The organism is Ruegeria sp. YTSA219 (assembly GCF_059609985.1).
Genome location: NZ_JBXWMT010000005.1, coordinates 99,428 through 122,827, shown reverse-complemented (window position 1 = coordinate 122,827; position 23,400 = coordinate 99,428). Strand labels below are relative to the sequence as shown.

General features: G+C 56.9%; 19 protein-coding genes. 9 read left to right on the top strand and 10 right to left on the bottom strand.

The window, feature by feature from the left end:
- Window positions 1-104: 104 nt before the first annotated feature.
- The 5 genes from AC2FFB_RS09515 to AC2FFB_RS09495 form a co-directional block, all read right to left on the bottom strand.
- A complete protein-coding gene (locus tag AC2FFB_RS09515; protein WP_496874837.1) occupies window positions 105-932 on the bottom strand; it encodes an alpha/beta hydrolase in 828 nt (275 codons plus the stop codon).
- 3 nt (window positions 933-935) lie between these two features.
- Window positions 936-1,817, bottom strand: a complete 882-nt coding sequence (locus tag AC2FFB_RS09510) for a tryptophan 2,3-dioxygenase (protein ID WP_142638241.1) — start codon at window positions 1,815-1,817, stop codon at window positions 936-938.
- A gap of 63 nt (window positions 1,818-1,880) precedes the next feature.
- Window positions 1,881-2,909 (bottom strand): L-threonine 3-dehydrogenase, encoded by a 1,029-nt coding sequence (tdh, locus tag AC2FFB_RS09505; RefSeq protein ID WP_496692743.1) that lies wholly within the window; start codon window positions 2,907-2,909, stop codon window positions 1,881-1,883.
- Between the two features lie 14 nt (window positions 2,910-2,923).
- Entirely contained in the window at window positions 2,924-4,108 is a 1,185-nt protein-coding gene (locus AC2FFB_RS09500) for a glycine C-acetyltransferase (RefSeq protein WP_496874836.1), read from the bottom strand.
- 110 nt (window positions 4,109-4,218) lie between these two features.
- Window positions 4,219-4,782, bottom strand: a complete 564-nt coding sequence (locus AC2FFB_RS09495) for a helix-turn-helix domain-containing protein (RefSeq protein ID WP_496713920.1) — start codon at window positions 4,780-4,782, stop codon at window positions 4,219-4,221.
- Between the two features lie 118 nt (window positions 4,783-4,900).
- On the opposite strand from AC2FFB_RS09495, the gene AC2FFB_RS09490 reads away from it, so the two are divergent.
- Window positions 4,901-6,076 carry an acetyl-CoA C-acyltransferase family protein gene (locus AC2FFB_RS09490; RefSeq protein WP_496874835.1) on the top strand — a complete coding sequence of 392 codons (1,176 nt, stop codon included), beginning with the start codon at window positions 4,901-4,903 and terminating at the stop codon, window positions 6,074-6,076.
- Window positions 6,077-6,173: 97 nt separating this feature from the next.
- Here the strand turns inward: AC2FFB_RS09490 and ubiB are convergent, their stop codons facing one another.
- Together ubiB and ubiE are read right to left on the bottom strand one after the other, a co-directional pair.
- Window positions 6,174-7,703 (bottom strand): 2-polyprenylphenol 6-hydroxylase, encoded by a 1,530-nt coding sequence (gene ubiB, locus AC2FFB_RS09485; RefSeq protein WP_496689848.1) that lies wholly within the window; start codon window positions 7,701-7,703, stop codon window positions 6,174-6,176.
- Window positions 7,703-8,455, bottom strand: coding sequence for a bifunctional demethylmenaquinone methyltransferase/2-methoxy-6-polyprenyl-1,4-benzoquinol methylase UbiE (gene ubiE / locus AC2FFB_RS09480; protein ID WP_496874834.1), 753 nt, complete (start codon window positions 8,453-8,455; stop codon window positions 7,703-7,705). Before ubiE ends, ubiB begins: the two co-directional genes overlap by 1 nt.
- Before the next feature lie 86 nt (window positions 8,456-8,541).
- Between ubiE and mutM the strand changes: the two genes are divergently transcribed.
- The 6 genes from mutM (at window position 8,542) to recF (ending at window position 15,144) form a co-directional block, all read left to right on the top strand.
- Window positions 8,542-9,393, top strand: a complete 852-nt coding sequence (gene mutM / locus AC2FFB_RS09475; RefSeq protein WP_496694102.1) for a bifunctional DNA-formamidopyrimidine glycosylase/DNA-(apurinic or apyrimidinic site) lyase — start codon at window positions 8,542-8,544, stop codon at window positions 9,391-9,393.
- 65 nt (window positions 9,394-9,458) lie between these two features.
- Window positions 9,459-10,235, top strand: coding sequence for an acryloyl-CoA hydratase (gene acuK, locus AC2FFB_RS09470; protein ID WP_496689845.1), 777 nt, complete (start codon window positions 9,459-9,461; stop codon window positions 10,233-10,235).
- Between the two features lie 227 nt (window positions 10,236-10,462).
- On the top strand, window positions 10,463-10,726 hold the full coding sequence (rpsT, locus tag AC2FFB_RS09465; RefSeq protein WP_037313205.1) for a 30S ribosomal protein S20: 264 nt from the start codon (window positions 10,463-10,465) through the stop codon (window positions 10,724-10,726).
- Between the two features lie 549 nt (window positions 10,727-11,275).
- Window positions 11,276-12,661 carry a chromosomal replication initiator protein DnaA gene (gene dnaA, locus AC2FFB_RS09460; RefSeq protein WP_142638224.1) on the top strand — a complete coding sequence of 462 codons (1,386 nt, stop codon included), beginning with the start codon at window positions 11,276-11,278 and terminating at the stop codon, window positions 12,659-12,661.
- A 227-nt stretch (window positions 12,662-12,888) separates the two neighbouring features.
- A complete protein-coding gene (gene dnaN, locus AC2FFB_RS09455; RefSeq protein WP_271950744.1) occupies window positions 12,889-14,010 on the top strand; it encodes a DNA polymerase III subunit beta in 1,122 nt (373 codons plus the stop codon).
- Window positions 14,011-14,049: 39 nt separating this feature from the next.
- A complete protein-coding gene (recF, locus tag AC2FFB_RS09450; protein ID WP_496689843.1) occupies window positions 14,050-15,144 on the top strand; it encodes a DNA replication/repair protein RecF in 1,095 nt (364 codons plus the stop codon).
- Here recF and AC2FFB_RS09445 read toward each other — a convergent pair.
- Window positions 15,141-15,707: a carboxymuconolactone decarboxylase family protein gene (locus AC2FFB_RS09445; protein ID WP_496823540.1), complete on the bottom strand. Its 567-nt coding sequence runs from the start codon at window positions 15,705-15,707 to the stop codon at window positions 15,141-15,143. The genes recF and AC2FFB_RS09445 overlap by 4 nt on opposite strands.
- A gap of 99 nt (window positions 15,708-15,806) precedes the next feature.
- Here AC2FFB_RS09445 and AC2FFB_RS09440 point away from each other — a divergent pair, with 99 nt between their 5' ends.
- On the top strand, window positions 15,807-16,379 hold the full coding sequence (locus tag AC2FFB_RS09440; protein WP_496678621.1) for a TetR/AcrR family transcriptional regulator: 573 nt from the start codon (window positions 15,807-15,809) through the stop codon (window positions 16,377-16,379).
- 101 nt (window positions 16,380-16,480) lie between these two features.
- The gene (gene gyrB / locus AC2FFB_RS09435; RefSeq protein ID WP_496689842.1) at window positions 16,481-18,898 is read left to right on the top strand and encodes a DNA topoisomerase (ATP-hydrolyzing) subunit B; all 2,418 of its coding nucleotides are present in this window, start codon (window positions 16,481-16,483) and stop codon (window positions 18,896-18,898) included.
- A gap of 239 nt (window positions 18,899-19,137) precedes the next feature.
- On the opposite strand, the gene AC2FFB_RS09430 is transcribed toward gyrB, so the two are convergent.
- Window positions 19,138-19,752 (bottom strand): CopD family protein, encoded by a 615-nt coding sequence (locus AC2FFB_RS09430; RefSeq protein WP_496874833.1) that lies wholly within the window; start codon window positions 19,750-19,752, stop codon window positions 19,138-19,140.
- Window positions 19,753-19,943: 191 nt separating this feature from the next.
- Entirely contained in the window at window positions 19,944-23,312 is a 3,369-nt protein-coding gene (locus AC2FFB_RS09425; RefSeq protein ID WP_496874832.1) for a DEAD/DEAH box helicase family protein, read from the bottom strand.
- Window positions 23,313-23,400: the final 88 nt, after the last annotated feature.

Genomic DNA, 23,400 nt, shown 5'->3' with positions numbered 1-23,400 from the left:
GGCTCAAACCGGACACTTGCGGTACCGCCACAAATGCAGGGATATGGCGACTGGCTCAGTGCATGACGCAAAGGTCAGAATATTCTTTCGCCCAACACCTATGACTACCGAGGAGCCGGCAGGAACGTGCTTGCGTGCATGATGATGTCGAAATGCTGCATCCCTTTCTGCAGATCAAAACTGACAGAATGCCCGCCTTTACGCAGCAATTCCGCATAGTCCCGGCTTTGACGAATGAATTCGGGTGTGTCGCGCTCGGCGACGGTTACATGGTAACGCGGACCGGGGGCGGGCAGGTGCAGAATGGGTGAGAGATCGTGTATTTCGACCGGGGTCAGTCGCAGCGGGTCATTCACCGGCGTCAGGCTGATCGGTTCAAGATCATAGACGCCGCTAATCAGAATCACCTCTCGTACCCGCAAGCCGGCGCGGGCTAGCGCATCGGCTGAAGTCGCCATCATCATGGCCGCCAGATGTGCCCCGGCGCTGTGCCCCGACAAGGTGATCTGCGCCGGATCGAACCCAAGGGCCGTCGCCTGTGATCCCAGCCAAAGCAGGGCATCGCGGCACTCTTTGATCATCTGATCCAGTCGGGCCTCAGGTGCGAGCGTATAGTTCAGCGTTGCAAAGGCTTGCCCGTTTTCCACCAGTGTAGGGGCCATCATCGCCGACTCACGCTGACTGAGCGCCTGCCAGTAACCTCCGTGAATAAAGACATGCAGCGGAACGTTGGCCGTCGACGCAGGAAAGAAGTCGAGCACCTGTTCAGATGTTTCGCCGAAGGGCAGGTTTTCCCGGCATTCCATCCGGGCGCGGTTCTGCGCACTCAGCGCGGCGTAGCTTTCAAGATAGGGTGTCAGATCGCCGCCAACCATCGAACTGGGAGAATACTCCTGCTCCAGCTCTGTCTGAGTGAAACCACGATACAGCATCGCCTACTCCTGCCCGCTATACATCAATTCGGTGCGCACATCGTAGAGATCGTGAAAGAACCGCAAGTCCAGCGCTTTGCGCAGGAACGACACACCGCTGGACCCGCCTGTACCTGGCTGGTTGCCAATAACTCTCTCGACCGCTGTGACATGGTCAAACCGCCAGCGCTGGAACAGAGATTCAACGTCCATCAGCTTTTCGGCCAGCGCATAGAGGTCCCAATACTGATCGGTATTGTGAAACACCTGAGCCCAGATTTTCACCACGCGCGGGTCGCCGGAATATGGTTGTGCAAAGTCACGGTTCAGCAGGTCATCAGGCACGTCAAACCCTTGCCGGGCCAGCATGTGCAGCACTTCGTCGTAAAGCGAAGGCTTGGTCAGTGCGGCATCCAATAATTCCATGACTTCGGGATCATGCTGGTGAACCTTCAGGGTCGAGGCATCCTTGTTGCCCAGAATGAATTCAATCTGACGATAGCCATAGCTTTGAAATCCCGAGGAGCTGCCAAGTGCTTGCCGAAAGGTCATGTAATCGGCGGGGGTCATGGTCAGAAGCGTTTCCCACGCGGAAATCAACTGCCGCTGGATTGCTTTGACCCGGTCGAGATTCTTCATTGCCGGGCCAAATTCGTCCTCTTGCAGAAAGCGGCGCACTTCGACCAGCTGGTGATGCATCAGCTTCAGCCACAGCTCGCTGACCTGATGGATGATGATGAACAGCATCTCATCTGGTTGCGCGGGATCCTGAAACGTCTTTTGCAGATTCAGTAGGGTTTTGAGCTGCAGGAAATCGCCATAGCTCTTGCGGTGGGTTTCGGCGAAATCCGTGACCAGAGTGTCCTCGATCCCGCGTTCAAGATACCGGTTGTCCTTGTCGCTCATCTGCGCCTCCAAACACCTGAGTTCCCTCCTGTTTAGGGGGTGAAGCCGTTTAACGCCAGAGGGTTAGGTCCAATCCAGAACAACCTTGCCGGATCGACCTGATTTCATCTCGCCAAAGCCCTTGGCAAATTCATCAACCTTGAAACGGTGCGTGATCACTCGGCTGACATCCAAGCCGTTTTGTAACATGGCAATCATCTTATACCAGGTCTCGAACATCTCGCGCCCATAGACACCTTTGATGGTGATGGCCTTGAATACGATGCGGGACCAGTCCACGGGGGATTTTCCAGGTGGGATGCCCAGCAGAGCGATCTTGCCGCCCATCACCAGTGCCTCGACCATCTGGTCCAGTGCAATTTGTGAACCTGACATCTCAAGCCCGACGTCAAAACCCTGCTGCATGCCCAGTTCGGCGATCACGTCCTGCAATTCTTCTTTGGTCACATCGACAGGGCGCAATGTTGGCACGACATGCGCAGCCAGCGTCAAGCGGTCCGGATTGATATCGGTGATCACCACATGCCGCGCGCCTGCATGGCGGGCCACGGCGGCGGCCATGATGCCGATGGGGCCTGCACCGGTGATCAGCACATCCTCACCCAGCAGATCAAAGCTGAGTGCGGTGTGCACGGCATTCCCCAACGGGTCGAGAATGGCTCCGATTTCGTCGGGAATGTCATCGGGCAAAGGCACCACGTTGAAGGCAGGTAGTTTCAGGTATTGCGCAAAGGCACCCTGTTCGTTGACGCCGATTCCGCGCGTGCCGGGATCCAGATGGAACTTGCCAGCGCGGCTTTGGCGGCTGTCGGTTGTGATCAGGTGCCCCTCGCCGGAGCAGCGCTGGCCGATCTCAAGCCCGGTCACGTTGCGCCCGATCTCAACGATTTCACCGGCAAATTCATGGCCGGTGATCATCGGGGTGGGCACCGTGGCGGCGGCCCAGTCGTCCCAGTTCCAGATGTGGATATCGGTGCCGCAGATGCCGGTCTTGTTGATGCGGATCAGCACTTCATCTGGGCCGATTTCGGGGACCGGGGCCTGCACCATCCACAGCCCCTCCTCGGGCTTGGATTTTTCCAGCGCTTTCATCGTATTGGGTCGCATCAGATAATCCCCAGCTCTTTGCCGACCTTGCCAAAGGCGGCCAGCGCACGGTCCAGCTCATCCTTTGTCAGCGTCGCATTCATCTGCGTTCTGATCCGTGCCTTACCGCGCGGGACGACGGGGAAGAAAAAACCCGAAACATAAACGCCTTCGTCAAACAGCTTTGCGGCCATGTCCTGCGCCAGTTGTGCTTCGCCCAGCATTACCGGGATGATCGGGTGTTCGCCCGGTAGAAGGTCAAAACCCAAATTTTCCAATCCCGCGCGCCAATACTTGGCGTTGCCGAACAGTTGCGCGCGCAGCATGTCGCCCTCTTCGACCAGACGGATGGCTTCGATCCCGGCAGCAACGATTGAAGGCGGCAGCGAATTTGAGAACAGATAGGGCCGCGCCCGCTGCCGCAGCAGGTCGATCACCGGCTGCGGCCCGGCGATATAACCGCCGATTGCCCCCCCAAGTGCCTTGCCCAAGGTTCCCGTCAGAATATCCACAGCGACACCGAAATGATCCGGTGTACCAGCCCCGTTCGGACCCATGAATCCGGTGGCATGGCAGTCATCGACCATAACAATGGCGTCATATTTGTCCGCCAGTTCGCGGATTTTCGGCAAGTTAGCCAGATAGCCATCCATCGAAAACACACCGTCTGTCGCGATCATGATGTGACGCGCGCCGTCCTCGCGTGCCTGCTTCAGCCAGGCCTCCAGATCGTTCATGTCGTTGTTCAGATAACGATAACGTTTGGCCTTGCACAACCGTACCCCGTCGATGATTGAGGCATGGTTCAGACTGTCCGAGATGATGGCATCTTCAGGCCCTAACAAAGGCTCAAACAGCCCTCCATTGGCATCAAAACAGGCTGCAAACAGGATCGCATCGTCCTTATTCAGGAATTGTGCCAGCTTCTGTTCCAGCTCACGGTGAATGTCCTGTGTGCCACAAATAAACCGGACCGAGGCCATGCCGAACCCTTTGGGCTCCATCGCGTCTTTGGCGGCGGCGATCAGTGCCGGATGATCGGCCAGACCCAGATAATTGTTGGCGCACAGATTGATGACCTGCCTGTCGCCCACAGTAATTTCGCCGCCCTGGGGCGAGGTGATCATTCGTTCACGCTTGTACAGACCCTCCGCTTCGATCTGCACGAGGGTGTCGGTGACATGGGACAGGAATGCATCTGACATGGCGATCTCCGTTCAACTGAGTCGCATGTCTAACATAACGGATGAAATTCCCAAATAGGGGAATTACAGTATGAAGGAAAAATTTCCGCAAAGGCGGAAATGCGCCGGTGTCAGGCATTTTTGACGATCAGGAACACCCTTGCTGGCTTCTTGGCAGTAATTGAGTGCAGAACGTCCGCCGCGTATCGCGCGGTGTCGCCCTGGTTCAGCTCGCTGATGGCACTGCCCGAGGTGACGCGCACCGCACCTTCAAGTACAGTCAACTGTTCATGCGCGCCGCGGGCGTGTGGTTGGCTGTTCAGCGCGCCATCACTGTCAAAGCGGATATCGTAGACCTCGTGGCCACCGGCCTCTTCGGGCGGGGAGAGGATACGGATGCGGCAATTCTGGCCCATATTGTCGATGCTGGGCACTTCGTCGCTGCGCAGGGTTTCGATCTGATCGGCGTTATTGGCCTCTTCCAGCAGGCCAGCGAAATCCACCTGCAGGGCGCGGGTTAGGTTCCACAGGGTCGAGATCGTCGGGCTGCTTTCGCCGCGTTCGATCTGGCTGACCATGGATCGGGACACGCCGCTGAGATTGGCCACAGCTTCCAGCGACAGGCCTTTGGCACGACGGGCCTCTTTCAGGCGGGCGGGCAGGCGCGTCAGGATATCGTCTGAATTTTCCGTCATGACGGAATCTCATGCGCGTTTGGTGGCCTCATGTCAATTCCGCTTGTGACGGTACGTCCTATGGGACAGTTCCAATGGCTGGATGCATAGTGCCCGCAAATCCACGAGGAGAAGAGACATGAAAGATATCGTCATTCTTGATGGTGCGCGCACCGCGATTGGCACATTTGGTGGCGCCTTGGCTTCAACTGCGCCGATTGATCTGGCGACCGTTGTGACTGAAGCGGCGATAGAGCGATCTGGAGTTGCGCCCGAGCAAATCGGCAATGTGGTGTTCGGTCATGTCATTAATACCGAACCACGCGACATGTACCTGTCACGCGCCGCGGCCAAGCAGGCCGGTATCCCCGTTGAAACGCCCGCGATGAACGTAAACCGTCTGTGCGGGTCCGGTGCGCAGGCGATTGTGTCGGCGGTACAATCCCTGATGCTGGGCGACGCCGAATTCACTGTGGCTGGTGGCGCCGAAAGCATGTCGCGGAGTCCGTATGTCGTGCCACAGGCGCGCTGGGGCGCGAAGATGGGCGATGTCACCTCGATGGATATGATGCTGGGCGCGTTGAACTGCCCGTTTGGCACTGGCCACATGGGCATTACGGCCGAAAACGTTGCTGATGAGCACCAGATCACCCGTGAGCAGATGGATGAATTCGCGATGGCCAGCCAAACCCGTGCGGCGGCTGCGCTGGAGGCGGGGTATTTCCAAAGCCAGATCACGCCGGTTCAGGTCAAGGTCAAGCGCGACATGGTCGATTTCATGGTCGACGAGCATCCCAAACAGACATCCGCCGAGGCGCTGGCCGGGCTGCGTCCTGCCTTCCGCAAGGATGGCCGGGTGACGGCAGGCAACGCGTCGGGCATCAACGATGGTGCGGCGGCGATGGTACTGGCCACGGCGGAGGCGGCCGAGAAGGCCGGCTTGAAACCCAAGGCACGCATTCTGGGCTATGGCCACGCAGGCGTACGCCCCGAGGTGATGGGCATTGGTCCGGTTCCTGCGGTGCAAAACCTGATGGCGCGGACGGGCCTGACGCTGGGTGATTTCGATGTGATCGAAAGCAACGAAGCCTTTGCCGCGCAAGCGTTGGCCGTGAACAAAGAGCTGGGCTTGGATGCCGCCAAGGTAAACCCGAATGGCGGGGCGATTGCGCTGGGCCATCCGGTGGGTGCAACCGGTGCGATTATAACGCTGAAAGCCCTGTATGAGCTGGAGCGCACGGGCGGGTCCAAGGGTTTGGTCACCATGTGCATCGGTGGCGGTCAGGGCATTGCCATTGCCTTTGAGCTGCTCTGAAACCGAACCAAGCAGGGGGGCTGTTTGGCCCCCATCGCGCCTGTGGCGCAATTCCCCCGAAGGTATTTTTGGTCGGATGAAGCGGGCGGGATTGGGTTTAGCTGAAGCTTGTCAGCAATAGGACGAGGGCCGCGCCGGTAGCGGCACCAATGGTGGCGGGCAAGGCAACGGACCATAGGCGCGACCGGGTCGGCTCATCCTTTTGGGTTTGGGAAATCAATGCGTTTTCTACCAGTGCTGGAAGCCGCGGACCAAACCGGGCCAGAACCATTGCTGTTTTGCCAAGATCGCGAAGTGCGGCGCGGGGGCCGATGGATTGTTTGATGTAGTCTTCGACCACGGGCCGGGCGACTTCCCAGATGTTCATTTGCGGGTCGAGTGAGCGCGCGACGCCTTCGACCACAACCATTGTACGCTGAAGCAGGATCAGCTCGGTACGGGTTTCCATGCCGAAGCGTTCAGTGACTTCGAACAGATAGCTGAGCAACCGTCCCATTGAGATATGGGTGGCGTTCATACCAAAGATCGGCTCTCCAACCGCGCGCAGAGCACGGGCGAATTCATCGACATCCTGATTGGCAGGGACATATCCGGCCTCGAAATGCACCTCGGCCACGCGCTTGTAGTCGCGGCGGATAAAGCCAAAGAGAATCTCGGCATAGACCCGGCGCGTGTATTCGTCGATATGGCCCATGATGCCATAGTCATAGGCAATGATATCGCTATTTGCCGCGACCTTCAGGTTACCCTGGTGCATGTCAGCGTGGAAATAGCCGTCGCGCAGAGCATGCAGCAGGAACAGGCGCAGCACGCGTTCGGCCAGATCGCGGCGGTCATGACCGGCTGCATCCAGTGCGCCATTGTCGCCCAGCGGGATGCCATCTGCCCAGCTGAGTGTCATTACCCGACGCGCCGACAGGGACCAGACCACGGGGGGCAACCAGAATCCGGAATCGTCCTTGGTGTTTGCGGCATATTCCGAGGCAGCCGAACTTTCCAGACGCAAGTCCAGCTCGCCACGCACGACGCCGTCGAAATGTTCGATCACTTCCATCGGGCGCAGGCGGCGCGCGCCGGGGGCGAAGAGTTGCACGATTCGGGCAGCGAAATAGAACGCATCAACATCCTTGCGGAAGGCACGTTCGATCCCCGGCCGCAAAACCTTGACGGCGACATCCTCGCCTGTGCTGACCAACTTGGCCTTATGGACCTGGGCGATTGAGGCGGCCGCAATCGGTTCGCTGAACTCATCGAATATCTCTACGACGGGTTGACCAAGCTCTTTCTCGACCTCGGCCATGGCCTCGGCCTTGGAGAACGGGGGCAGTTTGTCCTGCAGCACGCGTAGCTGTTCGGCCAGTTCGTCTCCAACCACGTCGGGCCGCGTGGACAGAACCTGACCGAACTTGATATAGGCAGGTCCCAGGGCGGTGAGGGCACGGGTGGCTGGGGGCATCGACGGATCGCCTTTGTAACCCAGCCATTGAAAGGGTTTGCCCAGGGTGTGGGCCAGAACGCGCAGGGCGCGTGGTGCTTCGAACGCGTCCAGAACGACATTCATGGCACCTGTCCGTTCCAGCGTCGCGCCGGTCCGGATCAAGCGGATGATATTGTGAGGGCCGCGCATCAGATTTTCCAGCCGGAATGCAGCGCGGCAATGCCCATGGTCAGGTTACGGTATTTCGCGTTGTCGAACCCGGCGGTGCGGACCATGTTCAGGAAAGTATCCTGATCCGGGAAATTACGGATCGATTCGACCAGATACTGATAGCTGTCAAAATCATTGGCGATCAGTTTCCCCATGCGCGGGATGACATTGAAACTATAGAGGTCATAGAGTTTCTGCAGCCCGTCATTGGGCAACTGGCTGAATTCCAAAACCATCAGGCGGCCGCCGGGTTTCAATACGCGGTAGGCCTCGTTCAATGCCTCTTGCGGGCGAGTCACGTTTCGGATGCCGAAGGAGATCGTGTAGACGTCAAAGGTGTTATCCTCGAACGGTAGGGCCATCGCATCGCCCACCACCCAATTCAGACTGTCTGACATCTGATCCGCCTCGGCACGCTGTCGGCCTTCGATCAGCATCGGCTCGGTCAGGTCCAGAACGGTGGCATGGCCACGGCCTGCGCGTTTCAGGAACCGGAACGAGATATCGCCGGTACCGCCCGCCACATCCAGCAGGCGCTGACCTGTGCGCGGGGCCAGCCAGTCCATCATTGCGTCTTTCCAGATCCGGTGAATGCCCATCGACATGACATCGTTCATCACATCGTATTTTGAGGCGACCGAGTTGAACACGCCCTGCACGCGCCCGGCCTTGTCGGCCTCGCGCACGGTTTCGAACCCGAAATGAGTGGTCTTGTCGCTGTTGTCGGACATTTGCCTTGCCGTTTGTCGAATTTCGCCTCTGTTATAGGGCGATAAGAACCGGGCACAATGCGGCCCTTTGGAATAGGAGCCAGGAAATGCCCGAATTGCCCGAGGTCGAGACAGTAAGACGCGGCCTGTCCCCGGCGATGGAAGGTATCGTGATCGAACAGGCGGATGTAAATCGCCCCGATTTGCGCTGGCCGTTTCCTGACCGGATGGCCGAACGCTTGACCGGCCAGCGGGTCGATCGGTTGCGGCGGCGGTCCAAGTACATTCTAGCTGATCTTAGCAGTGGCGAAACGTTACTGATTCATCTGGGCATGTCCGGGCGAATGACGGTCTCGGGTGATCCGCTGGGTCAATTTGCGCATACCCATCCCATGCCCGAGAAACATGACCATGTGGTGTTTCACATGGCCAATGGTGCCCGGATCACCTTCAATGACCCACGTCGGTTTGGTGCGATGGACCTGCTACCTACGGCAACCGCCGAGCATCATAAGCTGTTATCGGTCCTGGGACCGGAGCCTTTGGGCAATGATTTTCATGAACAGCATCTGATCGAAGCGTTCAAAGGCAAGAACACACCGGTCAAATCAGCGCTGTTGGATCAGGGAATCGTTGCAGGACTGGGCAATATCTACGTCTGCGAAGCGCTGTATCGGGGTCGAGTGTCGCCACGTCGCAAAGCGGGACAGATTTCTTCTACCCGCGTTGCCGGGTTGGTTACTATCATCCGTCAAGTGCTGCAGGAAGCGATCGAGGCAGGTGGATCGTCGCTGCGGGATTTCCGGCAAGCCGATGGAGAACTTGGATATTTTCAGCACAGCTTTGATGTCTACGGGCGCGAGGGTGCGCCCTGCCGGACAGGGGGTTGCGGGGCAGAAATCAAGAGAATCACCCAGTCCGGTCGCTCATCCTTCTATTGTGTGCAATGCCAAAGATAGCTTGATCCAAGTTTTTCGCGTGGTAAGGAATCGTACCTGAACGGAACAACCGGAAGCTTTAACTCATGGCTTTTGAGACGATCATCGTCGAAATCGAAGACCACGTCGCCCTCATCAAACTCGACCGCCCCGATGCGATGAATGCGCTGAACACTCAGTTGCTGGGTGAATTGTGCACCGCGTTGGAAGAGGCGGATGGAAACGACAAGGTACGCTGCGTCGTCATCACAGGCTCGGACAAGGCCTTTGCCGCAGGTGCGGACATCAAAGAAATGTCCGAGATGAGCTTTGTTGACGTCTTCACTGTCAACCTGTTTGCCGAGGCCAACGATCGTATCTCGGCCATCCGCAAACCTATCATTGCAGCAGTTGCGGGTTATGCGCTGGGCGGTGGCTGTGAATTGGCGATGCTGTGCGATTTCATCATTGCCGCCGATACTGCCAAGTTTGGCCAGCCTGAAATCAATCTGGGCGTTATTGCAGGGCTGGGCGGCAGCCAACGTCTGACCCGGTTCGTCGGCAAGTCAAAATCGATGGACATGAATCTGACCGGCCGCTTCATGGACGCGGAAGAGGCTGAACGTTCTGGTCTTGTCAGCCGGATTGTACCGGCCAAGAAGTTGATCGAAGAAGCCATTGGCGTGGCCCAGAAAATTGCCGAGAAATCGCAACTGTCGACCATGGCGGCAAAAGAGGCGGTCAACCGCAGCTATGAAGTGCCGTTGAGCGAAGGTATGTTGTTCGAGCGCCGGGTGTTCCATTCGATGTTCGCCACCGAGGACCAGAAAGAAGGCATGGCAGCCTTTCTGGAAAAACGCTCGGCTCAGTTCCGGGACAAGTAAACCGGCCACGAAATATGTATCGAACAGGCGGGCTGAGCCCGCCTTTTTCTTGCCCGCGGTTCAGCAGTACAGAATCGGCTTGGCAAAGCCTCAAAACTTGTCTATGCACCGCCGCTATACATGCGCGTGCGGCCCGCTTGGCCCGACTCACACTCGTGATTCTGATCCGGTGCGGATATCCGCGGCGCGCATTCTACATAACCGTACCGAACAAAGGTCAGAGACACATGGCAAATTCGCCCCAGGCAAAAAAACGCGCTCGTCAGAACGAAAAGCGTTTCGCCGTTAACAAAGCGCGTCGTTCGCGTATCCGCACCTATCTGCGCAAAGTAGAAGAAGCAATCGCATCCGGTGACAAGGACGCAGCAACTGCCGCTCTGCGCGCAGCTCAGCCCGAACTGATGCGCGGCGTCACCAAAGGCGTCTTCCACAAGAACACAGCCTCCCGCAAAATGTCCCGTCTGTCGTCCCGCGTCAAAGCGCTGGGCTGAGTCTTTATGTGACCTAGGGTCACGTAAGCATGGCTGAACTATTCCGAAGGGCGTCGCATATCGCGGCGCCCTTTTGCTGTTGCCAGAATACCGCGTCTTCACGTTGCCGAGAGATTCTTTCGCACAAAGACCCGAGTCAATATCAGAGTTTCGTTGCCGCAGACGTCGGCCTCTTGTTACCACTGATACAGCGATTCACTCGCTTGGGGGGACAGGCTGTTCCTACGATTGTACTGACGGGCATCAGAGCGGTCGAGGAACGAATGTTGGCATCCGGATAAACCGGTTTGCTGATCTGCTGAGGGTCTTGGGGTAACCGAGGATCCGAGCCCTGTCTAAAGATAAGATTGCGAAGCGCAGGCCGCTTTTCGGGATATTCAGGTGCTGGATGTCACGAGTTTGGATTGTGCTGACTTTCAGGGACAAACCCGCCAAACTTCTGCGGTTTGGCGCAGGGTATCCTTTTGCGAGTGACATCGTGATCCGGGCGACCGGGGCTTAGTAATAAGGCCGACAGGCCAATAAAGAATGGGATGCGTGAGGCGCTTAATGACACAAGAGAAATGGGGACTACTGCGTAACAAACTGCTCAAGGCGATCGGAAAGAACAACTATACCACCTGGATCGAGCCTCTTGAATTCCAAGAGCTGCAGGACGGTGTAGCGGTGTTCTCGGTTCCGACGAACTTTATGGGCAATTATGTGAGCCAGAATTTTGCGGATCTTATCCTGTATGAGATGAACACCGCCGGAGAATCTGTACAGCGCCTCGCGTTCCGAGTGGCAGCGAACTCTCCGGTACGTCCTTCGAACGACGTGGCAACTGCGCCTGCCCGCGTTCAGGAAGCGCAAACGCAGACTTTATCCGCGACCGCGAATGATGCGTTGGAATCCCTGCAGGCGGCGCCGTTGGATTCTCGTTTCACGTTTGACAGCTTTGTGGTCGGCAAACCCAACGAGCTGGCCCATGCCGCCGCGCGTCGTGTGTCCGAAGGTGGCCCCGTGACTTTTAACCCGCTGGTTCTGTATGGCGGTGTCGGCTTGGGTAAAACCCACCTGATGCATGCCATCGCCTGGGAACTAAAGACTAAACATCCCGAATTGAATGTTCTGTACCTGTCGGCGGAACAGTTCATGTACCGCTTTGTGCAGGCGCTGCGGGAACGCCGGATGATGGACTTCAAACACCTGTTCCGTTCGGTCGATGTGCTGATGGTTGATGACGTCCAGTTTATCGCTGGAAAGGATTCGACTCAGGAAGAGTTCTTTCACACGTTCAACGCGCTGGTAGACCAGAACAAACAGATCATCATCTCAGCCGACCGCGCCCCGGGCGAGATCAAGGACCTGGAGGACCGTGTGAAATCACGCCTGCAATGTGGTCTGGTCGTCGATCTGCATCCCACTGATTACGAACTGCGTCTGGGCATCCTGCAAACCAAGGTTCAGCAATACAGCCGCACCTATCCTGACGTGACTATCGTAGATGGGGTGCTGGAATTCCTGGCCCATCGCATCTCGACCAATGTGCGTGTTTTGGAAGGGGCCTTGACCCGGCTGTTTGCCTTTGCCTCGCTTGTCGGGCGCGAGATCGACATGGAGCTGACGCAGGATTGCCTGGCGGACGTGCTGCGCGCGTCAGAACGCAAGATTACCGTCGAAGAGATTCAGCGCAAAGTGTCAGAATATTACAATATCCGCCTTAGCGACATTATAGGCCCCAAGCGGTTGCGCTCCTATGCGCGCCCGCGTCAGGTGGCGATGTATCTGTGCAAACAGCTGACCAGCCGCTCTTTGCCCGAGATTGGCCGTCGGTTTGGCGGACGCGATCACACCACGGTCATGCATGGCGTCAAACGCATCGAAGAACTGAAGACAACCGATGGCCAAATCGCCGAAGACGTGGAAATGCTGCGTCGCGCGCTGGAAGCCTGAGTATCTTCTAGGCATTAAACAGGCGCCCCGGATCCTGATGGCCGGGGCGTTTTTTTGTGCGCAATAGTCCACGGTTGGCTATGAACTGTGACCGCAGGGTCACGCGCCTCTTGACCCTGCGGGCAAACCGACTCAGAAATCCATAAAAAATCCTTGTGCCTCAGGGCGGAGGCGCTAACGTGCCAGTCCCGCCCATTTTCGGCACGCAAGTCAGAGGAATTAAGGGTATGAAGATCAGCATCGAACGCGGCACCCTTCTCAAGGCCGTTTCCCAGGCCCAATCAGTCGTCGAACGACGCAACACGATCCCTATACTTGCTAATGTTCTAATCGAGGCCGAAGGCGATCAGGCCATGTTCCGCGCCACCGATCTGGATATCGAAGTGGTCGACAAGGCCCCTGCGCAGGTGGAAAAGGCCGGCGCCACCACGGTTGCCGCCACAACCCTGCACGAAATTGTGCGCAAACTGCCCGATGGCGCGTTGGTCACCCTGACCGCCGACAGTGCGGCGGGTCGCCTGACGGTTGAAGCCGGGCGATCGAACTTCTCTCTGGCGACTCTGCCGAAAGAAGATTTCCCGGTTATGGCCTCATCAGAATACCAGTCGAACTTTACGGCTTCGGCAGCATTGCTGCGCCGTTTGTTCGACAAATCGAAATTCGCCATCTCAACCGAAGAGACGCGGTACTATCTGAATGGCGTCTATATGCATGTTTCAGATGGCTCCGAAGGCGGCAAGGTGCTGCGCTGTGTGGCCACCGATGGTCACCGTCTGGCGCGCATTGACGCAGATCTTCCTGATGGGGCTGCGGACATGCCCGGCGTGATCGTGCCGCGCAAAACCGTGGGTGAAATGCGCAAGCTGTTGGACGATGACGAGATGGATATCGCCGTTTCCGTCAGCGAGACTAAAGTGCGTTTCGCAACGCCGGATATCACGCTGACCTCGAAGGTGATCGACGGCACATTCCCCGACTACACACGGGTCATCCCGCAGGGCAACACGCGGCAACTGGAAGTGGATGCGGCTGAGTTTGCGCAGGCCGTCGACCGGGTTGCGACGGTATCGTCGGAACGTTCGCGCGCGGTAAAGCTGCAGCTGGATACGGATAAACTGGTTCTTTCTGTCAATGCACCGGACAGCGGTGCAGCCGAGGAAGAATTGGCCGTCGCATATTCAGATGAACGGCTCGAGATCGGTTTCAACGCAAAATACCTGCTGGAAATTGCTTCTCAGGTAGATCGCGAAAACGCGGTGTTCCTGTTCAACTCCGCTGGTGATCCGACCCTGATGCGCGAAGGCAATGACCTGAGCGCGGTCTATGTGGTCATGCCGATGCGTGTCTGATCGGCTTTGGGGGCTGATCGCTGAGGAAAGAGAGGGGTCATGACCTTGGCCCTGACCGAACTGACGGTCTCGCATTTTCGCTCTCACAAACTGGCGCGTCTGTCGCTGGATGGCCGCCCGGTTGCCATTCACGGACCCAACGGCGCGGGTAAGACCAATATCCTAGAAGCTGTTTCGATGTTTTCACCCGGCCGTGGCATGCGGCGGGCCAGTGCGGCCGAGATGACGCGTCGCCCCGAGGCGCTGGGCTGGAAGCTATCCGGTCTGCTGCAAGCACAGGGACAGCATTACGAGATCGAGACATGGTCCGAAGGCGGCACGGCGCGGCAGGTTCGGATTGATGGCAAATCCGCCAGTCAGATTGATCTGGGTAAACTGGCGCGGGTTGTCTGGTTGATTCCTTCGATGGATCGGCTGTGGATCGAGGGGGCTGAGGGGCGGCGGCGATTTCTCGATCGCATCGCGCTCAGCTTTGATCCTGCCCACGCCGAAGCCTCGCTGATTTATGAAAAATCCATGCGCGAACGCAACCGGCTGCTGAAAGAACAGGTGCGCGATGCCCATTGGTACGCCGCGCTCGAGGGGCAGATGGCCGAAACCGGGCATCGCATCCATGTGGCGCGCATGGCCGCTCTGGATCATCTGCGCACAGCACAGGATCAGGCCGAAACGGGTTTTCCATCGGCTGATCTTGAGCTGGTTCAAACCGAAGGTGCCATGCCGGAAACGGCGGATGATCTGCGTGAGGGGCTGAATGAAAGCCGCTTTCGCGATCTGGCGGCGGGGCGCACACTGGTCGGGCCACACCGGTCTGACCTGTACGGCGTCTTTGCCGCCAAGGGCGTTCCGGCCAAGGATTGCTCGACCGGTGAGCAAAAGGCGCTGCTGGTCTCGCTGATCCTGTCCAACGCGCGCGCTTTGGCCGGGATGATCGGGGCACCGCCGATTGTGTTGCTGGATGAGGTTGCCGCCCATCTGGATGCCGGGCGCCGCGCCGCGCTTTATGAAGAGATTTGCGCGTTGGGGGCTCAGGCCTGGATGACGGGCACCGGGCCTGAACTGTTTGCAGAATTGGGGGACCGCGCCCAGACCTTGGTTGTCACCGAAGGTGATGAGGGCTCGATCGTCGATTAGGCCGGTTCGCTGACCTTACGTTCCCACAAGAAGCCGCGCATTACTTCGTCGACTGGGGTCTGTGCCATGTGGTTGACGTAATTCGACATGGTTTTCTGCGCCAGGCCCAGCACCACGTCCAACACGGCGCGGTGCGAATAACCAGCGTCAAAGAAGGCTTGCAGCTGCGCCTCGGTGGGATTGCCACGGGTCTGCATCATCTGCAGCGTAAATGTCCGCAGCGCCTCGAGCTTGGCATTGGGCAGCGCGGTTTCGTTGCGCAGCGCTTCGGTGATGTCATCCGTCACCTTCATCATCTTGGCGATGCCGGTATGGGCCGGCACGCAATAGTGGCACTCGTTCTCGACATTGATGGTCTGCCAGACGACGGTTTTTTCGTCATTGTCGAAATCGGTCTGCATGAAGAGGCCATGTAGAACCTGGTAGCCTTCCAAATGCTGTGGGCTTTCGGCCATCACCTTATGCAGGCCGGGCAGGCGGCCAAACGCGGCCTGAGATTTTTCCAGCAAAGGTTTGGATGCTTCGGGCGCGGTGGTCAGGTCGTGGGATGGGAAATCGGCCATGTGGATGCTCCATTTTTTGATGTCTGAGTGGGAAATAGTCTTTCTTGAGTGATCACTCAAGTATATATTTGAGTGACCGTTCAAGAATTGGTGATGTCGATGCCCCGCAAACCTACCTATGACCGAGACGCGCTGATCGCCCGGGCCCGCGACATATTCTGGCGCCACGGCTGGGCCGGGACGTCGTTGAAGGATCTGGAGCGCGAGCTGAAGTTGAAACCGGGCAGCTTCTATGCGGCCTTTGGGTCGAAAGACGCGCTTTATGCGCTGGCGCTGGAACGCTACACGCAGGACGGAGTAGCGCGGCTGACAGCGCTGGCAGAAGACATCGGGCCGCTGGCCGCTTTAAAGACGCAGCCGCAGATTGTGATCGATTCCAGCCAAACGCCGGTGCAGGCCTGTATGCTCGCCAAGACCTTTGCTGAATTGCAGGCCAGGGATCACCAGCTAGCGCAGAAAGCCAGCCGGCATATGGCTGAGATGAAGCAATGTTTTGCGACGCTGTTTAGGCAGGCGCAACAGGCCCGAGAGATCGGTCCTGACCACGATCCAGAGCGGCTTGCGGCGCGCTATCAATCCGACCTGTTGGGCCTGCGATTGTCCGCTGAACGCAGCGACGTCAACGCCAAGGAAATCGCCGCAGATATCGCCGCAGACCTCGATCAGCTTTGATCGGCTGAAAATCCAAACTCTGGCACAAAATATTGGGGGATCGCGTGACATTCCCCACCAGAGAACGTATAAGTTACCAAAATAATATAGGTACTAACGGCATGTCCGAAGACGCACAGGCACCGCAGGAATACGGCGCGGATTCAATCAAGGTTCTCAAAGGCTTAGAGGCAGTTCGAAAGCGCCCCGGCATGTATATCGGTGACACCGATGACGGCTCGGGTCTGCACCATATGGTGTATGAGGTTGTCGACAACGGAATTGACGAAGCTCTGGCCGGTCATGCCGACCATGTGACAGTGAAAATTCACGCCGATTCCAGCGTCTCAGTCAGCGACAACGGTCGCGGGATTCCGGTGGATATCCATCCCGAAGAAGGCGTGTCCGCCGCCGAGGTCATCATGACCCAGCTGCATGCGGGCGGTAAGTTCGACAGCAACTCGTACAAAGTGTCTGGTGGTTTGCACGGCGTGGGCGTTTCGGTTGTGAATGCGCTGTCCAACTGGTTGGAACTGCGCGTCTGGCGCAAGGGCAAAGAACATGTTGCCCGGTTCGAAGGGGGCGAAACCGTCGAGCATCTGAAAGTGGTCGGCGAATGTGGTGACCGTACGGGGACTGAGGTGCGCTTTCTGGCCTCGACTGATACGTTCTCGAACCTCGAATACTCGTTCGAGACGCTGGAAAAGCGCCTGCGCGAGCTTGCCTTCCTGAATTCGGGTGTGCGGATCATCCTGGTCGACGAACGCCCCGCAGAACGGCTGGAAACCGAGCTGTTCTATGAGGGCGGCGTGAAGGAATTCGTCAAATACCTCGACCGATCAAAGTCGTCTGCCATGCCCGAGCCGATCTATATCAAGGGTGAGCGGGACGATATCGGTGTCGAAATCGCGATGTGGTGGAATGACAGCTATCACGAGTCGGTTCTTCCCTTTACCAACAACATCCCTCAGCGCGATGGCGGTACTCATATTGCGGGTTTCCGGGGTGCGCTGACCCGCACGATCAACAACTATGCCCAATCTAGCGGCATTGCGAAAAGGGAAAAGGTCAGCTTTACGGGCGATGACGCGCGCGAGGGCCTGACCTGCGTGTTGTCGGTCAAAGTACCGGATCCAAAGTTTTCCTCACAGACCAAAGACAAGCTGGTCAGTTCCGAGGTCCGCCCGGCGGTCGAAGGGATGGTGAACGAGAAGCTGGCTGAATGGTTTGAGGAAAACCCAAATGAAGCCAAAATCATCGTGGGCAAAATCATCGAGGCTGCTCTGGCCCGTGAAGCCGCACGAAAAGCCCGTGAACTGACCCGCCGCAAAACGGCGATGGATGTGAACTATCTGGCCGGCAAGCTGAAGGATTGTTCCGAGAAGGACCCGTCAAAGACCGAAGTTTTCCTGGTCGAGGGGGACTCGGCTGGCGGCTCGGCTCAGACAGGTCGGGATCGTTTGACACAGGCTGTGTTGCCGCTGCGTGGGAAAATCCTGAACGTGGAGCGTGCACGGTTCGACCGGATGCTGTCGAGCCAGGAAATCGGTAATCTGGTAATGGCGCTGGGCACGGGCATTGGCCGCGATGAGTTCAATATCGAAAAGCTGCGCTACCACAAGATCGTTATCATGACGGATGCGGATGTGGATGGTGCACATATCCGGACGCTGTTGTTGACCTTCTTCTTCCGGCAGATGCCAGAGCTGATCGAGGGCGGATACCTGTATATCGCGCAGCCGCCGCTTTATAAGGTCGCGCGCGGTAAGTCCGAGGTGTATCTGAAAGATCAGGCGGCATTGGATGACTACCTGATCAATCAGGGCGTCGAGGGTGCGGTGCTGAAACTGGGTTCGGGCGAGGAATTGTCCGGCCAGGACTTGGCGCGCGTGGTTGACGAAGCGCGCCAGCTGAAACGCGTTCTGGATGCATTCCCGACGCACTATCCGCGCCACATTCTGGAACAGGCCGCCGTGGCCGGTGCCTTTGTCCCCGGTGCGGTTGATGCCGATCTGCAAGGCGTGGCCGACAAGGTCGCAGCCCGTCTTGACCTGATCGCATTGGAATACGAACGTGGCTGGCAGGGTCGGATCACGCAGGATCACGGCATCCGCCTGGCTCGTATTCTGCGCGGCGTTGAAGAGGTGCGTACGCTGGACGGCCCGATGCTGCGCTCGGGCGAAGCGCGCAAGACCGGCAGCTTTACCCAAAGCCTGCAGGAGATCTATAACACATCCGCAACCCTGATCCGCCGCGACCGGTCGCAGGCCATCCACGGTCCGCTGGATCTGTTGCGTGCCATTCTGGAAGAGGGTGAAAAGGGCCTGTCCCTGCAGCGCTATAAGGGACTGGGCGAGATGAACCCAGATCAGCTGTGGGAAACCACGTTGGACCCGGATGCACGGACGCTGTTGCAGGTGCGGGTGAATGATATGCTCGAAGCTGATGACCTGTTTACTAAATTGATGGGTGATGTCGTGGAACCGCGCCGTGAATTCATACAGAAAAATGCTCTGAGCGTCGAAAATCTGGACTTCTGAATTTTTGTAGGTGCGCCCATAGCTTTGCATTTCGCCCAAAGAGTTGCATTTTTAGCCCAAAACTTTGGGCGCATTAACCTTCAACTTTCTTGGTTCGAGGCTCCATATCTTCGGGTCTCATTCTTTGCTTGTTTCGCGCCATCGCCGTATTGCCGGGGAAGGTTTTCGGATGGCCGCTTCCAGCCCAAAGCAGACATTCGTAACAAGGATTTGCAGCTCCTGCTTCGGACCCAAAGCCGTCAGAGATTGATGGGAGGTGTCGTCACACTGGTTAGGGTCGCCGTTGCAAGCAGGATCAGAACAACAGCGAGAATCTCTATCGAAATCGAACGTCGTAGAGCAAGTGTCGCGCCACGCGTCTCAGCCCTGAGAGCCGGAACAAATCTCAGCTTGTTCAGCGCCGCGATGCCAAGAAGGGCGGAAACGATCATTACCTTGACCAAAAGCACCAATCCATAGGCCGTTCCGAACAAGGCGGCCAGTGAACCCGAAAGCAACCACGCGAGCGCTGCGTCCGCAACAATCAGGACGGCAACTCCATAAGCAGCGGCACTACCAAAGTGGTGCAGTAGGTCGGCCCCAGTGGAAGCGAGCGCTGCTTTGCGTAAGGGCAGGAGAGCACCGACCCAAAACGCGGCAGCCAGCAGATGCAGAACCAGCAAGACTGCGAGAAGCCCCCTGGGCTCTCCGAGCGAGTGTCCCACCTGAGCAAAGGAAATCGCTATGGCAAGGCTGCCCGCCAAAGCGATCCACTGCCCGACGCGCGGGAGCAGAATTGCCAATATCGCGAGTTCACCCATTCCTCGCCAAATCGCGGCGGTGCCAAGTGGACCGTCCCAAACAAAACCAAGCATCATTGGGTCCGTCGCGCCCTCTACTTGCCGGTAGGTACACTGGCTAGGTCAAGAGGAACTACGTCCCGAAAACTCCTGTCTGATTTTGAGAGCAAAGGGATTGAGACCCATGGTGCGCAAATTGAAGGTAAGACGACGCGAGGACACTTGGTAAAACTGAGTGATCTGGCTTCGCTGCTGTCTGAGGCGGCCTAGTGCTCGCCTGCGCCATCCGAAAAGAACACCACTGAAATGCGCTGTCCAATTGCGGGTTCGTGGCCGCGTGAAACCTGATCAGCTTCTTCGATGACCCGGACCATCTTTTCATGGATCTCAACGGACGCCTGATGATCACTTTCGAGCTTTTCCAAGATAACCTGAAGCGCGATGTACCCCTTGGGAAGACCCTCATAGGCGAAGCTGTCACGCACTTCGTGTTTCGCTTGTTCCCAGAAGGGATCAAGCTCACGGCTCCACGCTTCGCACACCATTTCCACGGCCGGTAGTGAAAGATGGCCAAACCATTCTTGATCACTGAGTTCGACACCACCTTTGCGTCCCATGAACTCGGCGCAGGCTTTCATGAGGCTCTCAACGCGCGCCGGGCGCAAGTCCCACTCGGTCAGCTTGCCGATCTGCTCTGAAATCGTCTCTAGCGCTTCAGAGAGATCTTTCAGAGACATGTGGTCGTGCTCCATGCCAAGGCTTCTGGTCCGTTCGTATGCAGTCTCCAGCGATTGGACACAGGCTAGCTGGTCGCGTTCCAATATAAGGCCTGGCGCAGTATCCTTAAGAAGCAGCAGGCGAGGCGGAAAGAAGCTATTGCTCTTGCTAAGTCCTTTGAGATGTAGCGCCGTGAATTTCTCACGGGCCGATAGGAGCGCCAACTCCGCGCCCCAGGTTCCCTGGATTTTGGCTTTGTCGATGAGCTTGTAGCGGTCTTCGGGGATTGTTTGTTTGGTGCGTTCCAGAACGTCGTGAAAGTTGTTGTCGCGAAGCTGCCTTGGGGATCGCAGATACTCAACAACACTTGCAAGGATCACTTCTGCGTCTTCGGTGCTTTCTTCTAAAACGGCGTCGATTAGCGCCTCCCCAGCCAAAGTTTTATAGTTCTCTATGCGCTGGGCGATTTTTTCGTCAGATGCAAACTGACCTACTGGCACATCAACAAGGTGGTAATTGACGACCCCGAACTCACTATCAATCCTGTCGATCCTACCCAGACCTTGGATGAGTTCTTTCAGGTTCGAGGTCAGACCAAGCAACACCAGCGTGTCTGACGACTGAAGGTTGATGCCTTCAGCCATCTTGTAAGTCAGAAAAACCGATGCGGATCCTTTTGGTTCGTTCTTTCCTCCAGGTCGGAAGTAAGACTCCACGGACTTGCCCTGTTTGATACGCTTGAAACTGTCGGGGCCATCTCCAAAGATCGCCTTCACGGCGCGATCTTCACCCTTGGTTTGGTTTCCCATGACATAGTTGGTGTGGTGGCCTCTGCGCGAAAGCGCTTCTGCAAAAATCTCGAGTGTGTCCGTCCGTTCTGCGAGAAAGACGACCCTGTCTTTTTCATTTTGTATTCTCAGGCACGCCTCATACCGCTTCTCATCAAGCTCCTTGAGAACACTGAGACAAAGTTTTTGGTTTAGAGCGTCGCATTTCTTTGTGGGTTCAGGCGCTTCTATTCCCAGTGCTGCGAACATGTCGGACTGGTCGCGGTGGGATACCTTTTTCTTCGATTTTCCACCACGCTCGAAGTCGCGAAGCGATTTGCCAATAGCCCCTTGAGACATCTCCCAATGGGCTTGGGCGGCACTCACGCGCAGAATGTTCAAAAGGTTTCGGATGTGGAGCTGATCCTGCGTGCTTTGTTGCGTGCTGACGTGTCCGAAGCGGCTTTTCTCGACTGCGGTCACCCTACCGCCAGGCGCAAGTTCTTTGCAGAGAGCCACAATCTCATCCAGGCGCGTTTGCTGAGGCTTTGTCACCTTAAGTTTCTTCGGGCGCCCGTGGTTTTCTAGTCTTGGATAACTGTGCTTGGTCGGATCTTCGTCCTCGCCAATGCATTTCCGTTGTCTGCGTGTCAAAAACGGCGAAACCAACTGAGCGAGTGCGTTGCGAGCCTCTCGCGTGAGCGTCGTGTCAGGCTCTGATAGGACGGCCAGTTGCGCATCCTGGTTGAAGATATCCTTAGGAACTTGGGTTTCGCGCTCGAACAACTCGCCCATGGCCTGAATGAAAGTCGGCGTCATGAAAATGGACGCGCGTTTCTCCTGCATATGGGTCAACCAATCGACATCGCGGTTCCCAAGTAGGGTTGCGGACAGGCAAACATTCCAGCTCGGCGGGGCAAGCTCAATAGCGGATGCCATTTGAGATGCCTGCTCAAAGCCCGGTGTAACAGTATGGCTCTCATCAATGATCAGAATGCCATATTGTTCGAGCCTGAGCCCGGGTTCCTTGTCATCCCCAGCGCCTCGCAGGTTCTGTTTTGCCAACTTGGTATTCGGCTTCGCGTCCAGAGATGGAGTTGAGTATTTTTCCCAACTTGGGATGACCTTAGGGGGTGCAATCACCACCGCATTATTGCGCGCGACACCATGCACCGGAGAGCTGGGCACGACCTTTGAGTAGGTCTTCGTCAAAGCTTCTCCCAAGTGACATCCGATCTCGGTTTTGCCCGAGCCGGTTGGCGCTTCTACGAAAGCGATACCATGGTCATAGACGATGGAACACGCCTCATAGGTCAGGTCCTGTTGATACCCAAACAGGGTATGACCCGTGATCTCTTTTCGATCACCGGTGAGCCAGGGTTCAAACCCCTTTTGCTCCGAGATCGTACGCGCCATCGCGTCTTCGGCGGTCACCGGTTTGATAAGCTTTTCTAGTATCTCCAGCGCTTCGGTATTCCAATCGACAGATACATCCCAAGCCTGCTCAGCGGCTTCTGTGCGTTCGACCTGAAGTTCATGAGTGCCCGCATCCAGGTCATCGGCATACTCGATGTTTCTGTAGAGCCCTGAGTAGGAAAAGTTTGCGGATCCGGCGACGGCACCTTTTGGCGAGCTGACGATTTTTGAGTGTAGCCGCCGATCTCCAGATATCCCCAACTTGCGTTTTGCGAGTTCCGGATCGAAGACACGCAGATCAATTTTCCCGGTTTTGATGGCGTGTTTTGCTAGCACCGCGATAAGATCGTGGTCCTCTTCCACTTGAAGCCCGGAGCGCTCCAGCCAGTAGAGTTTCATTTCTTCGGTGACTGGTTTGGGGTTGGTCAGCCTTTTGGTATTCGCTGTGTCGATCCCGAACGATATCCGTATCCGGATATCGCTGTCGTTTTCCAGAACCCGCAGTTCGGGCAATTCTTTCATCAAAATCGACAGCGAAGACAAGAAATCCTGATACCCGGTGACAATCAGACAATCCCCGGAGGTGATATGGGGTCGATAAAGATTGATGACCGGCCGGTCGATATTGGTGCCGACCTTCGCAACCGGTTCGGCACCAAGCTCGTCTTCTGGCTTTTGATTTGCTTTGGTGAGCTGCTTTGGCTTGGAACGCAGCCACTCAGGGAGTGAAAACAATGAACAAGACTTGGTTTTAGGACGCTTAGTCTAATAGTGATACTGCGCGCATCGTCCTTCAAGACATCACAGGAAGAAACATTCGTTT